The organism is Propioniciclava sp., assembly GCF_036744435.1.
GTDB lineage: Bacteria > Actinomycetota > Actinomycetes > Propionibacteriales > Propionibacteriaceae > Propioniciclava.
The window spans coordinates 1-13,473 of record NZ_DAIOIA010000085.1 but is presented as its reverse complement, the minus strand read 5'-3'; the positions used below and the strand labels follow the sequence as shown (position 1 = coordinate 13,473).

11 protein-coding genes are annotated in these 13,473 nt (G+C 69.6%); 5 read left to right on the top strand and 6 right to left on the bottom strand.

The window, feature by feature from the left end; genetic code table 11:
- Positions 1-68 precede the first annotated feature (68 nt).
- The 3 genes from V7E09_RS10980 to V7E09_RS10970 all read left to right on the top strand — a co-directional run bounded on the left by V7E09_RS10980 (position 69) and on the right by V7E09_RS10970 (position 3,005).
- Entirely contained in the window at positions 69-620 is a 552-nt protein-coding gene (locus V7E09_RS10980; protein ID WP_324509644.1) for a hypothetical protein, read from the top strand.
- Positions 621-630: 10 nt separating this feature from the next.
- Positions 631-1,278 carry a hypothetical protein gene (locus V7E09_RS10975; RefSeq protein ID WP_324523385.1) on the top strand — a complete coding sequence of 216 codons (648 nt, stop codon included), beginning with the start codon at positions 631-633 and terminating at the stop codon, positions 1,276-1,278.
- Between the two features lie 341 nt (positions 1,279-1,619).
- Positions 1,620-3,005, top strand: coding sequence for an SH3 domain-containing protein (locus tag V7E09_RS10970; protein ID WP_324509646.1), 1,386 nt, complete (start codon positions 1,620-1,622; stop codon positions 3,003-3,005).
- 297 nt (positions 3,006-3,302) lie between these two features.
- Here the strand turns inward: V7E09_RS10970 and V7E09_RS10965 are convergent, their stop codons facing one another.
- The 3 genes from V7E09_RS10965 to V7E09_RS10955 all read right to left on the bottom strand — a co-directional run bounded on the left by V7E09_RS10965 (position 3,303) and on the right by V7E09_RS10955 (position 7,159).
- On the bottom strand, positions 3,303-3,854 hold the full coding sequence (locus tag V7E09_RS10965; protein ID WP_324509647.1) for a DUF4245 domain-containing protein: 552 nt from the start codon (positions 3,852-3,854) through the stop codon (positions 3,303-3,305).
- A 79-nt stretch (positions 3,855-3,933) separates the two neighbouring features.
- The gene (locus tag V7E09_RS10960; RefSeq protein ID WP_324523384.1) at positions 3,934-5,520 is read right to left on the bottom strand and encodes a DUF1800 domain-containing protein; all 1,587 of its coding nucleotides are present in this window, start codon (positions 5,518-5,520) and stop codon (positions 3,934-3,936) included.
- A 307-nt stretch (positions 5,521-5,827) separates the two neighbouring features.
- Positions 5,828-7,159: a PhoH family protein gene (locus V7E09_RS10955; RefSeq protein ID WP_324509649.1), complete on the bottom strand. Its 1,332-nt coding sequence runs from the start codon at positions 7,157-7,159 to the stop codon at positions 5,828-5,830.
- Between the two features lie 247 nt (positions 7,160-7,406).
- On the opposite strand from V7E09_RS10955, the gene V7E09_RS10950 reads away from it, so the two are divergent.
- Positions 7,407-9,743, top strand: coding sequence for a glycoside hydrolase family 31 protein (locus V7E09_RS10950; protein WP_324523383.1), 2,337 nt, complete (start codon positions 7,407-7,409; stop codon positions 9,741-9,743).
- Between the two features lie 405 nt (positions 9,744-10,148).
- Here V7E09_RS10950 and V7E09_RS10945 read toward each other — a convergent pair whose 3' ends face one another.
- Both V7E09_RS10945 and V7E09_RS10940 read right to left on the bottom strand, forming a co-directional pair.
- Positions 10,149-10,955, bottom strand: coding sequence for an isoprenyl transferase (locus V7E09_RS10945; RefSeq protein ID WP_324509651.1), 807 nt, complete (start codon positions 10,953-10,955; stop codon positions 10,149-10,151).
- 19 nt (positions 10,956-10,974) lie between these two features.
- Positions 10,975-11,919 (bottom strand): NAD(P)-dependent oxidoreductase, encoded by a 945-nt coding sequence (locus tag V7E09_RS10940; protein WP_324523382.1) that lies wholly within the window; start codon positions 11,917-11,919, stop codon positions 10,975-10,977.
- A 63-nt stretch (positions 11,920-11,982) separates the two neighbouring features.
- On the opposite strand from V7E09_RS10940, the gene trhA reads away from it, so the two are divergent.
- A complete protein-coding gene (trhA, locus tag V7E09_RS10935; protein ID WP_324509653.1) occupies positions 11,983-12,666 on the top strand; it encodes a PAQR family membrane homeostasis protein TrhA in 684 nt (227 codons plus the stop codon).
- Between the two features lie 3 nt (positions 12,667-12,669).
- On the opposite strand, the gene V7E09_RS10930 is transcribed toward trhA, so the two are convergent.
- Positions 12,670-13,278 carry a TetR/AcrR family transcriptional regulator gene (locus V7E09_RS10930; RefSeq protein ID WP_324523381.1) on the bottom strand — a complete coding sequence of 203 codons (609 nt, stop codon included), beginning with the start codon at positions 13,276-13,278 and terminating at the stop codon, positions 12,670-12,672.
- Between the last annotated feature and the right edge of the window lie 195 nt (positions 13,279-13,473).

Here is a 13,473-nt window from a genome sequence, read left to right as displayed (position 1 = left end):
GGCCGGGTGGCGTCGCGGGAGAGTCCCTAGACTGGGGTCGATACGCACCGTGAACTGAGGAGAATCTGGTGGACGCTTTCGTGGGCGCACTGATGCTGCTCAGTTCGCTGCTGGTGACGACGTACTTCGTCGCGACCGGGGTGGGGCGGTTCCTCAGCGGGCGCGCGACCGGGTTCACGACGCTGGGCGCACCCCGGGTCAGTTTTCCCGTCTCGGCCATCCTCGGGATCGCCGAGGTGGCGATCGGGGTGGGCATCTTCCTCCTGCCGCCGCCTGCGGGGATGCTGGCCGCCTACATCGCCATGCTCGTCGTCGCGATCTACGCCTGGGTCGGAGTCCGGAACTACCGCTCCCACGCGCTGACCCCGGGGGCCGACCGCGCCTCGGGTGGGCAGGCGTGGACGCTGATCGGGATGGCGGGCGTGTGCGTCGTCGCCCTGGTCGATTCCCTGGCCCTGGTCGCCCCGGCCGCCCGGCTACTCGACCCGGTGATGCTGGCCTGGCTGGTCGGATTCGGCGTCTTTGGCGCCGCCCTGGTGCTGGCCGGACGCCGGCTGAGCAACAGCACCCCGGCCGAGGACGTACCTCCCGAGGCTCCCCGCCCCGATCCCGGTCCGTGACTGCGGCCTCATGTTCATCCCTCCCGTGTGGGGCATCCCCGTCATCCTCGTCGTCGGGGTCACCGTCGTCTGGTACGGCTGGTGGGCCGACCGGCGGGCCACGGCCCGCGCGAACGCGGGATACACCGCTCAGTCCGAGGTGGACGCCGCCACGGGGGGCACCCTCCTCGACGACGAGCGCCTCGCCTCCTTGCTGGGGGGCCTCGGCGACGCCCTGAGCGTCCCCACCCGTACCACCAGCGCGTTCCTGACGGTTCAGCCGCAGCCCGGACACACGGGCGTCCCCGCCCCGCACGGCCGGTTCGCCGCCCTCGAGCATCCGCTCGTGCTGCTGGCCGATGCCGACCTGGCCGACCCCGTCGCGTTGGTCCCCGCGTTGCGGCACGCCCGCGATCAAGGCCGCCCCCTCGTCCTGGTGGCGCGCAGCCTGGACTCCGGCGTGCTCGACACCCTCGACGCGAACGCTCGCACCGGACGCGTCACCACCCTGCCGCTGGAGGCCAGCCCCGAGGTCATCGCCCAGCTCAGTGAACTCACCGTCGCCTTGCCGCTGACCACCCAGGACTGGCAGGCGGGCTGGCTTCCGGCCGGAGCGTGGGGTGCGACGGCTGCTTGGGTGGCCGACGCAGAGCGGTCCTGGCTGACCCTCAGCGCCTGAACCGGCGGCGCAGGACCCGTCCCCGCCGGGACAAGCGCGGCAACCCTCGACCGACCCTCGAGGTGACCTCCCCCGGGACGCCTCGCGTCCGCCACCTGCTTGCGCCCCAGCAGCGCTCCGCCGAAAGTCCCCTGACAAGGGGAGATGGAGCGCACCACCCCCGGCCGGTCCCACCCGAAGGGGACACCCACTCACGCCCACCCCCACGGGGGATTCTCAGATCTGAGTTGAATCGATGCTCATCCTCAGGTTGTACTGAAGCGGGCCTTACCTTCCCCAAGGCTCATGACCGGTACGCCTGGCCGCCGCACTGTGGCGACCCCTGGGGAAGGACCATCAACGTGCGACGCGCAGGACGACTCAAGAGCAAGCTCGTGGCCACATGCATGGCCCTGACGGTGCTGGGCGCGAGCGGCGTGGTGCTGTCCGCCGGGGCGTGGGCGACCCAGACGCTGAGCGCGACCACCTGGGTGAACGTCCGTTCAGGACCCGGCACCTCCTACCGGGTTCTCGGCACCCTGAGCCCCGCGCAGAGCGTCGTCTCGGCGTCCTCGCAGGGCGGCTGGTACCAGGTCACCACGACGTCGGGCCTGACCGGCTGGGTGTACAAGAGCTACCTGAAGGTCACCGGGGGATCCTCCTCGAGCGGCGCCGCGCAGGCGGCCACCACCGGGGCCTCCGGCTCGGCGAGCGTCACCTCGGCGGTCAACGTCCGCACCTCCCCCAGCACCTCCTCGACCGTCGTCGGCGTGGCCGCCAAGGGAGCATCCGTCGCCGTCACGGGGAAGACCTCGGGTGGTTGGACCGAGGTGGTGTGGCAGGGCGCCAACCGCTGGATCTCGACCAACTACCTCACGAAGGGCGCCACCTCGACCAGTGCCGTCACCGGTCAGGTTCAGACCACGGCGAGCCTGTACCTGCGCACCGGCGGCTCGCTGTCGGACGCCCCCGACGGCGTCCTGCCCGCCAAGTCGGTCGTCGACACCACCGGGAAGACGACGGCGGACTACACGGAGATCGTCTACAAGGGCGTCAACCGATGGATCGCCACCCGGTACACGACCGCGGTCGGCAGCACCGGTCCCGCAGCGCCGAGCGCCCCGCAGGCGACCGGCTCCGTCACGGTGACGGTGGGTTCGCTGTACGTGCGGGCCACCTCGGCGGCCAACGGCTCGGTGGTCGCCACGGTGTATCGGGGCGCCACCCTGCAGACCACGGGGGTCACCAGCGGCGACCGGCTGCAGGTCATCTACCAGGGCACCGTCCGCTGGGTGTTCAAGGCCTACACCAGCGCCGGAGGCGGGTCGGCCTCCCTCGTCGACGGCGGCTCGGTCGCCATTCCCTCCGGGCTCACCACCTCGGGCATCTCCCAGCTCAACAGCAACGCCAAGACGGTGTTCAACCGGGTGGTGGCGAGTTACCCGCAGATCCGCACCATCTACGGCTGGCGGGCGTCGTCCAACTGGTCCTCCGACCATCCGAACGGGCGCGCCGTCGACGTGATGATCCCGAACTGGTCCAGCCAGTCCAGCATCGATCTGGGCTGGGAGATCGCGAACTACTTCGCCGCGAACGCGAGCACGTACAACGTGACCTACATCATCTACCGGCAGAAGCAGTACAACGCGTCCTACCCGTCGCGCGGCTGGCGGACGATGGAAGACCGCGGCAGCGCCACCGAGAACCACCTCGATCACGTGCACATCTCCGTCAAGGCGACGTCTTAGCCCACGTCGTTGTGAGCCGAGGGGCCGCACCCACGCCGGGTGCGGCCCTTCGCCGTGCGTTCATGGAAAGTTGCCATCCCGTTTATCGTTATATTAGTCCGCATGACCTAAAGTAGGACATGTCAGAGCGACACACGAGAGGAGGGACACCATGATTCGTCACATGATCACCATGTGGAACCAGGTCAGCGAGAACCTGACCCGGGCTCACCACATCTGAGCCACCGTTCCGATGAAGCCGTCACGACAACGCGGTCGTGGTGGCTTCTTTCATGTCCAGGCGCCTTGCCCCGGCCCTTAGGCCGCCACCGGCACCAACGTGGAGGCGAACGCCTCCAGCGCCTCGAAGGGCAGATCACCGCTCACGATCGTCGCCACCTCACCCCGGTGCACGAGCGAACGGGTCCGGCCATCCTCGGAAACGTGGCGCTGCCACACCGCCGCCCCGACCGTCGATTCCCCGGCGGGTTCCCCGTCGCGCGTCACCTGCTGGACGAACAACTCCTGCGAGGAGTCTCGTTGGTCGACCGCCACATACGTCTGCTCGGGCGAGAGCATGCCCAACTGCCACGTGTTCCCGGCTGCCGGATCGCCGTTCAGCCCCGGACGCCCCTCCAACGTCCACCTCGCCCGCGTCGCCACCCAGCCCTCGGGCAGGTTGTCCGGCACGAGCACCGGATACGGCGACTCCTGAGCCGCCACCCGCGCCACCGGGAGGTAGTCCACCTGCTGAATCGTGGGCGGCGGGTTGTAGGTGAAGAACGCGACGATGATGGCGATGGGCACCATCAAGACCCCCATCGCCACGACCATCTGCGTGGCCGTCGAGTTCCGCTGCTGCCGTGCCATGCCCGGGATTCTCGCAGACCGTTCCAACCGGATCGACCGGCCACGCCCGCAGCGGACCGCCGCCCGGCCTAGGAGCCGGTCAGCGCACCACGTACGCGTGCGAGTTGAACATCATCGCCGCCATCCGTGCCGCGAGCGGAGCGAGAGCGGGCGGCACCAGGTCGTACCCGGCGAGGCCCAGGAAAGCGTAGGCCGCCTGGCGGATCTGATCGGTGGGCTCTTGCCCCAACGTCAGCCACGCGAGCTCGGTGACCCAGGCGTCGACCGTCGTGCCCTCGACCGGCACCACGGCCCGGGAGAACTCCGCGGACGGCGTAAGCCCCTTGCGCCAGCCGCTGACGATGGCCCGGTGGAGATTCCACCGGGCGCCCAGATGCCCGGTGGATCGCCACGCCGAGGCGACGTCGGGATACCCGTCCGGCTGATCCCAGCCCAGCGGCGCGTGCCCCATTTTGCGCAGCGTCCAGTACAGATCCGCGACCCCCTCACGGGTGGCGGTTGCCGTCGTCACGCAGGACGCCCGAACGGTGCCCACGATGTCTTCCAGGGGACGCCGCACCTTGGACGCCGTCGCCCGCCAGAACTCGTCGCTGCGGAACAACTCCAGCAGGACCTCGCGGATATCGGTGTCGCGGGCCAGGTAGACGCGCGCCAGGTGGTCGATGATGGCGTCGCTGGGCGAGTCGGCGATGAAGCGGACCGCGAGCCGGGTGGCCACGTTGCGCGCCGTCTCGGGAAGGCGGGCGAGGTGGGCGATGAAGTCGTCGCCCATCTCCAAGCCGTCGATGTAGCTCGAGTTCAGCGACTCGAAACCGAGCACCATGACGCGTCCGACCGCGTGGTTGGTCGCGCCGTAGCTGAACCTCCCGGTGGACGGGTCGTAGCCACGACCCGACAGGATCATCGCGGCGGCGCGGACGTCCCCCTCGGTGCACGAGCGGACCGTGTGCAGGTCGAGGAGGGCACGCGCGTAGTCGACGTTGACGACGCCGCCACGCGATTCGTCGTTGTGCAGCGAACGCAGCATCGCCGGGTGCCGTGCCGAGGCGTGGAGCATGTCGGCATACCGCCCCAGAGCGTGCGCCCGGATGACCTGGTTGCCGTAGTCGGCGCCCACATCCCAGGCGCGCTCCGAAGGCGTGGGGACATGCAGCAGGTTGCTGAACACGTCGACGACGACCTCGTAGACCTGCCGCACGCTGAAGAGCTGCCGCGCCAAGGTGGCCTGCGCATACTCCGTCTGAGCATCCCAGGCGTACTTCTCCACGGACCGGCGGGTCTGGTCGATGTCGGCGACCGCAAGGGGGAACCAGCGATTGATCACGACCGCGGACGGGTCGTACAGCCCCGGATCCAGTTGGTCGGCGAGCCACGTCTCCAGGCCCTGCGCGGCGATGGCCGCCTGCTGGGCCGCGCCGACGCCGAGTCCGGCCCGGCGCAGGAGGTGGTTGCGGGTCCGCTCCGTGTCGGCGACGGGAAGCCTCATGCCGCTGACCGCGCGCATCGGCGTCCCGGGAACCCGGTAGTCCAGGCCGCCATAGCTCGGAGGTGTCGCGTCCGAGTGGTTCGAGGGCGGGTCGAAACGGAACCCCGCACTCGCGATGCGGAGCCCGCCTCGGTGCGGCGCCACCCCGCCGCGGACGTGTGGATGTGATTCTTCTTCCATACCGGAGATGCCTTCCGAGGGGGCGAGTAACTCGCTCGGCGACGTGATCCAAGGGACAGAACCGCACTCGGCGGAGCGGTTCCGACCATCGAGTCGCCCCCGGTTGACGAAGGCGGCTCACGAGCCAAAATAGCAAGGTTCGTGAGCCTCCGGGGGCGGCCGAAAGAGCCCCGGAGGGGCCGAGGGATCCCCTCCGGTGTCACCCGCGGGGATGACAGCAAGTCAGGCGCATTTTCACTGTTTCAGCAAAGTGAAAAAACTGCTTCACCATCGGGGCGGGTCGGTGCCGGCAAGGCTTGGGGCGAGGTCACCAGGCGGCATCCTCCAGCATGTCGGTCACCAAGGCGGCGATCGGGGAGCGCTCGGAACGGGTCAAGGTGACATGCCCGAACAGCGGGTTGCCCTTGAGCTTCTCCACGACCGCGGCGACGCCGTCGTGACGCCCCACGCGCAGGTTGTCCCGTTGCGCCACGTCGTGGGTGAGGACCACCTTGCTGGACTGCCCCATCCGGGAGAGGACGGTCAGCAGCACGTTACGCTCCAACGACTGGGCCTCGTCGACGATGACGAAGGCCCGGTGCAGCGAGCGCCCCCGGATGTGAGTCAGCGGCAGCACCTCGATCAGGTTCCGCGCCACCACCTCGTCCATGACCGTCTTGTGGACGATCGAACCCAGCGTGTCGTAGACGGCCTGCCCCCACGGCGACATCTTCTCGTGCTCGGTTCCCGGGAGGAAGCCGAGTTCCTGGCCACCCACCGCATACAGCGGCCGGAACACGATCACCTTGTCGTGCTGGCGCCGCTCCATGACGGCCTCCAGGCCCGCCGCCAGCGCGAGCGCCGACTTCCCGGTGCCCGCCTTGCCTCCCAGCGACACGATGCCGACGTCGGCGTCGGTGAGGAGATCCAGACCGACGCGCTGCTCCGCCGAACGGCCGCGCAGGCCGAACACGTCCCGCTCCGAGTGGATCAGCCGCAGCCGTCCGCCGGGGTGCAGCCGGGTCAGCGCCGACGACGCTCCCGAGCGGACCACCACTCCGGCGTGGACATGGGTGTCCAGAGGCGACTCCAGCGAACCCTGCTCGTACAGGGCGTCCAGGGCGTCCGCGTCGACCTCCACCTCGGCCATGCCCGTCCACCCGGTCTGCGGGGGCAGTTCGTGCCGGTACTCCTCCGCGAGCAGCCCGACCGCGGCCGCCTTGATCCGCAAGGGGAGGTCCTTGCTGACCAGCACCACCTCGCGTCCCTCGTGGGCGTAGTTGGCGGCCACCGCGAGGATCCGGGAATCGTTGTCTCCCAGGCGGAACCCCGCGGGCAGCACCCCCGGATCCGTGTGGTTCAACTCGACGTGCAGGAGGCCACCGGCGTCGTTGATCGCGACCGGCACGTCGAGTCGGCCGTAGCTGGCCCGGACGTCATCGAGGAAGCGCAGCGCCTTGCGGGCGAAGAATCCGAGCTCTGGGTGGTGCCGCTTGGCCTCCAGTTCGGTGACGACCACCACCGGCACGATGACCTCGTGCTCGGCGAAGTGGAGCAGCGCGTTCGGATCGGACAGCAGCACCGAGGTGTCGATCACGTAGCTGCGCACGCGGGTTGCCGTGCTGTCGTGGAGGTCGAGGCTGGTTGCGGGCTGGGTCACGTCGGTCCCTTCCAATCGGGGCCGAGCGAGCGTTGCGTCCACTCGGCCGCGGTTCTCAGCCGAGAGCATCCCGTCGGGGAAGGAGTCGCATCCGGAGTCCTCTCGAGGACGCCCGCTGGAGACGTCCTGACGCGAAGGTAACCCCACCGGTCACGATTCCTGCACAACACGCGGCGACGTTCCCTGATTGTTCATCTGGCGTAATACGGTCATGCGCATGCCGCCGACACCGCGCTTCCGTCCTGTCATGCACCCCCTCGCCCGTCCGGACCAGAGCGTCACCGGCGAGCACTGGCGTGTGACGGTGCTGACCCCCCGATTGCTGCGGCTGGAATGGTCCGACGCGGGCGTGTTCGAGGATCGTGCGACGCAGGTGGTCTGGCATCGCGACCTGCCCCCGGCACGGTTCACCGTCACCCCTCTCGGCGAGGGGATTCGTCTGGAGACCGACGCCTTGCGCCTGGACTACGACGGCCGTCCCTTCTCGTCGGCGGGCCTGACGGTGCGCCAGCACTCCACCCAGGGCCACCACACCGTGTGGCACTACGGTGATCCCGAGCCGGTGCTACGGCCCACCCGCGGCAACATGGGCGGCACGGCGCGCACGCTGGACGAGGTGGACGGCGCGCTCGAACTCGGCACCGGCGTGGTCAGCGCCCTGGGCTGGGCGACCCTGGACGATGCCGCCTCGCTGGCCCTGGACGAGGACGGTTGGCCCACCCCTCGCCTCGGGGACGCCGACCTGTACTTCTTCGGCCACGGACATGACGGCGCCGGTGCCGTCCGCGACCTGTACGCGATCACCGGCCCGCAGCCCTTGCTGCCCCGGTGGGCGTTCGGAAACTGGTGGAGCCGGTATCACCCCTACTCGGCTTCGGAGTACACCGCCTTGATGGACCGGTTTGCGTCGGAGGGCATGCCGTTCTCGGTGGCCGTCATCGACATGGACTGGCACTGGGTGGAGTTGGCGGACGGCCACGGCTCGGGCTGGACGGGGTTCTCATGGAACACCGACCTGTTCCCCGCCCCGGACGCCTTCCTGACCGGACTGCATGAGCGCGGCCTCAAGGTCTCCTTGAATCTGCATCCCGCCGACGGGGTGCGCTCCTTCGAGGACGCCTACCCGGCGTTGGCGCGACGCCTGGGCCGCGACCCCGAGTCGCAGGAGGTCATCGAGTTCGCGGTCGCCGATCCTGCGTTCATGGCGGCCTACTTCGACACGGTGCTGCACCCGCTGGAGGACGCCGGGGTCGACTTCTGGTGGCTGGATTGGCAGCAGGGCACCTCGTCGGCGCTGCCGGGGCTGGATCCGCTGTGGCTGCTCAACCATGCGCATTACTTGGACTCGGCCCGCGAGGGCAAGCGTCCGATCACGTTCAGCCGCTACGCGGGCCCCGGATCGCACCGCTACCCCGTGGGCTTTTCCGGCGACACCGTCACCTCGTGGGATTCGCTGGACTTCCAGCCTTACTTCACCGCCACCGCCGCCAACATCGGGTACGGCTGGTGGAGCCACGACATCGGCGGCCACATGTTCGGCACCCGTGACGACGAGATGGTGGCCCGTTGGTTCCAGCTGGGCACCTTCTCCCCCATCAACCGGCTGCACTCGACGGCGAGCCCGTTCATGGGCAAGGAGCCGTGGATGTTCGGCATCGAGGCGCGCACGGTCATGACGGAGGCGTTGCGGCTGCGTCACCGCCTGGTCCCGTACCTCTACACGATGAACGAGGTGGCGCATCGGACCGGGACGCCGCTGGTGCGCCCGCTGTACCACGCCGATCCGCGCGAGGAGACGGTGTTCTCCTCGCTCAACACGTTCTTGTTCGGCAGCGAGCTCCTCGTCGCTCCCGCCACGACCCCGCGGGATCGGCGCACCCTGCGGACCGCCACCACCGCCTGGCTGCCCGAGGGCACCTGGGTCGACTTCTTCGACGGCACCCCCTACTCGGGTGGACGATTCGTGACGCTGCACCGCACGTTGGAGCAATACCCCGTGTTGGCCAAGGCGGGCGCGATCGTCCCTCTCGTGAACGGGGAGGACCTCAATGTCGCCAACCCCGCCGCGCTGACGATCCGCGTGTTCGCGGGCGCCGATGGCGCCTTCACCTTGTACGAGGACGACGACGCCGCCGAGCCGGTCGCGGCACGGACGACGCTGACCTGGGACCAGGCGTCCGGCACCTTCGTCATCGCCCCGGTACAGGGAGACGCTTCCGTGGTGCCGCATCCTCGCACCTGGACGCTCGAGGTGGTCGGCATCGCGCGGGCCGAGGTCGACTCCTACGGGTCCACCTATGACGCCGCCAGCGGGACGCTGCGGGTCGAGCTGGGCGCGGTGGAGCCCTCCCTCGGTGCGTCGGTGCGGCTCACCGCCCCACCGACCCGGTTCGTCCCGGACGCGGACGCCCGACTGTTCGCCCTGATCACGCAGTTGCAGGTCGGCTACCCCGACAAGCACGCCTTGTGGGCGTTCCTGAGCCAGAACCCGGATCCGGCGCGCCGGGTCGCCGGCCTGGCGGCCCTGCCGATCGCCGAGGACATCAAGCCCGTGATCGCTGAGGTGCTGTTGGCTCGCCTCTAGCAGGACAATTCGCCCCCTCTAGGGAGGCCCACGGCCGTGAGGATGTGTCGGGGGTCGCGGGTCACCGACGTATCCCCTTCCAGGGAAGCGCAATCCGATCTCCCTCTCAGGCAAGGACGTCAGGTCGGGCTCGAGTCGCACGCCGAGGCCCTAGCCGGGGCACTGTCTGGTGGCGAGAAGCAGCGCGCGGCTGTGGCACGCGCCTTGACCACGGCACCAGCCCTCGCCGCTGCGATGACGCTCGCCCACTCCGGACCGTTGCACGTCGGACTCCCGGTCGTCCTCACGGGCGTCGGGGTCAGTCTGCTTGCCGGCCTGGTGTCCTCAGCAGTCCCTGCGTGGAACGCATCTGCCCAGGATCCGGCAGAGGTCCTGAGATGGCAGTAGGCCGCGTGCGCGGGCCTCTCAGCGCCCGTAGCGGCGCTCGCGGCTGGTGTAACTGCGCAGCGCCCGCAGGAAGTCGACGCGGCGGAAGTCGGGCCACAGCGCCTCGCAGAAGTAGAACTCGCTGTGGGCCGACTGCCACATCATGAACCCGGACAGGCGCTGTTCGCCGGAGGTGCGGATGATGAGGTCGGGGTCGGGCTGGCCCGCGGTGTAGACGTGCTCGGAGATGTCGTCGATCTCGAGCGTGCCAGCCAGTTCCGCCAGGTCGGTGCCCTTCTCCGCCTCGGTTAGCAGGAGCTTGCGGACGGCGTCGCGCAGCTCATAGCGACCGCCATAGGCGATGGCGATGTTGACCTGCATGCCCGCGTTGCCCGCGCTGTCGGCTTCGGCCTGGTGCAGCGCCGCCGCCATCTCGGGCGGCAGCAATGCGGTGTCGCCCACGCACTTGACCCGCCAGCGCCCGGTGGCCGCCAGGTCGACGAAGAGCTTCTCGATGACGCCGAGCAGGGGTCCGACGTCGTTGGGGTTGCGGGTGAGGTTCTCGGTGGAGAGCACCCACAGCGTCACCACCTGGATGCCGACCTCGTCGCACCATCCGACGAACGCCTTCAGCTTGTTGGCGCCTGCCTGATAGCCGGCCACCAGCGGACCCCCGGGCGCGTTGAGGCGCGCCCAGCGGCGGTTCCCGTCGGCGAGGACGGCGACGTGGCCCGGGAGCCGCTCCCGGTCCAGTTCGGCGAACAGCCGCTGTTCGTAGGTCGAATAGAGCAGCCCGGCCGGGTGGAGCCGATCCGCCAGTTCTCGAACCCGTTCACCCCACGCCATGACGCCAGCGTAGGCAGAACTAGCGGGCGACCACGTTGCGCAGGGTCTCCCCGGCCCGCAACCGGGCGATGTTGTCGTTGAGCAGGGCGTTCGAACCGTAGGCGACGCCGCCTGCCACGTGCGGGAACAGCACCAGGTTCGGCGCGGTCCACAGGGGTCCATCGGCCGGGTAGGGCTCGGGATCAGTGACGTCCAGGGCCGCCCCGCCCAGTTCGCCCGCCGTCAGCGCCGCCACCAGGGCGTCCTGGTCGATCGTGACGCCGCGGCCGACGTTCACGACCCACGCGTGATCGGGAAGCAGGGCGATGCGCTCAGCAGACAGGGCCTGACGGGTGTCGTCGGCGCTCGGCAGGACCATGACGAGGATGTCGGTCTGCGGCAGCAGCGTGGGCAGGTCGGCGTCGGTGAACACCTCGAAGCCCGCCCGCTCGCCCGCGGTGTTGGCGACGCCCTTCACGTGGGCGTGCATCGCCGTGAAGTTGTGGGCGATCTGCTGGCCGATGGCGCCGAAACCCCACACCAGCACGTTGGTGTCGATCAGCGAACCGAGACGGCCGTTGGGCCGCAGCGTCCGCCATGCTCCGAATTCGTCGTGCTCCCAGCGGGTCTCGCGCTGCGCGTCCAGCATCTCCGGGACCTGCTTGATGCCCGTCAACGCGAGGGTGAGCGCGGTCTCCGCGACGGTGAGGTTGTGCAGCCCGCGACCGTTGGTGATCGTGACGCTCGCGGGGAAACCCGCGGCCAGGACGCCGTCGGGGCCGGCGGCCAGCGTCTGCACCCATTGCAGTCGCGTGGCTTCCTTCGCCAGTTGCGTCACGGCGGGCGATGTCCAACCCTGGACGATCGCGGCGTCGGCGTCGAGGTTCTCCGCCTGGACGAGTTCGGCCTCGTCGATGCGGACGACCTGAACCCCCTCGGGGGCCTCGAACTCGAACGGCGCATTGGTGGTGGCAAGAATCTTCACGGCCCCACGGTATCGGGCTCGCGACGCTTGCGCCCAGGGATGCAGCCACCTACGCTTACCTACGTGACCGTAACTTACGCTTCGTCAAGTAAGGGGCGCGACAGGGAGGCACCGGGCTCCGCCAAGCCCATCCTGCGCGGCTGGCTCCACCTCGGCATGGCCCCCGTCATGCAGGTGGCCTGCCTGGCCCTCATCGTGGTCACCCCGACCCTGCCCGGACGCCTCGGCATCGCCATCTACTTGCTCGGGGCCACCCTGCTGTTCGGCACCTCGGCGGTCTACCACCGCGGCCGCTGGACGACCCGCGGCGAGGCCGTCCTGCGCCGCATGGATCACGCGAACATCTTCGTGTTCATCGCGGCCACCTACACCCCGCTGGCGCTCTCCCTGCTGGACGCCCGCAACGCCACCATCCTGCTCGCCGTGATCTGGGGCATCGCCGCGGCGGGGATCACCTTCAAGCTGACCTGGATGACCGCGCCCCGCTGGCTCTACACCGCGCTGTACGTCGCGATGGGATGGGCGGCCGTCGCCTGGCTCCCCGCCTTCTGGGCCTCGGGCGGCCCCGCGGTGGTCGTGCTGCTGCTGGCCGGGGGCCTGATCTACACGTTCGGCGCGCTCGTCTACGCGCGCAAGTCCCCCAACCCGTCGCCACGATGGTTCGGGTTCCACGAGATCTTCCACGCCTGCACCGTCGCTGCGGCCATCTGCCACTTCATCGCGATCGCCTTGGCGACCCTCGCCTGAACCTCAGACGACCCCAAGCCCCCGGAGCAACACACCCACCCGGGCCGTGAGGTTCTCGGGCCCGACGGGCGAGCGCCCCAGCGCGCCGCGCATCACCTCGTTGACCAGCGTCGAGAACACGAAGCGGGCCGACTCCTCCACCGAGAGCCCCACCCCACCCGCATCCACCTGGGGGGCCAGGATCTCGGCCAACTGAGCGACGGTGCCGTCCACGAGTGCGAGCGCGGCGTCCCGGTGGACGCCAGCCTCCCCGAACAGCACCTCCCGCAGATACGGGGCTGCGGCGTCCGGCTGAGCGCGGACCAGGGCGACCAGGGGCCCCATGAGCGCGGCGACCGCCTCGTGGACCGTGGGGGCAGACGCGGCGGCGACCCGCCCCTTCTCCACCAGGTCGGCGACCTGCTCGTTCATGACCATGAGCAGCAGTTCGGGCTTGGTGGAGGCGTAGCGGAAGATCGTGCCGTCGGCGACGTCGGCGGCGGCAGCGATCTGCTGGGTGGTGGTGCGCGCATAGCCCTGCGCGGCGAACAGCGCCGCGGCGGCTTCGGCGATGCGGCGACGCTTCTCGGCCTTGTTGCGCTCACGACGGCCCAGGAGTCCCGTGGGTGACATGGCCCCCATTCTAGCCACGTTTTGAGTTCACTCAATAATGAGTACCCTCATATATGTGTCTGAGTCACTCACCTCCTCCGGCCACGAGGACGCCCGCCCGGAGCTCGCCTCCCCCGCGTCCGCGCCTCGTCCCCCACAGCGACCGACCGACGCCGCGCCAGAGCCCTCCGCGCCAGCACCCGCACCCTCGCCAGC

Coding starts and splice junctions, on each gene's coding strand:
- V7E09_RS10950 (WP_324523383.1), top strand. CDS start 7,407: ATGCACCCCCTCGCCCGTCCGGACCAGAGCGTCACCGGCGAGCACTGG.
- V7E09_RS10945 (WP_324509651.1), bottom strand. CDS start 10,955: ATGGCGTGGGGTGAACGGGTTCGAGAACTGGCGGATCGGCTCCACCCG.
- V7E09_RS10960 (WP_324523384.1), bottom strand. CDS start 5,520: ATGGAAGAAGAATCACATCCACACGTCCGCGGCGGGGTGGCGCCGCAC.
- V7E09_RS10975 (WP_324523385.1), top strand. CDS start 631: ATGTTCATCCCTCCCGTGTGGGGCATCCCCGTCATCCTCGTCGTCGGG.
- V7E09_RS10930 (WP_324523381.1), bottom strand. CDS start 13,278: ATGTCACCCACGGGACTCCTGGGCCGTCGTGAGCGCAACAAGGCCGAG.
- V7E09_RS10965 (WP_324509647.1), bottom strand. CDS start 3,854: ATGGCACGGCAGCAGCGGAACTCGACGGCCACGCAGATGGTCGTGGCG.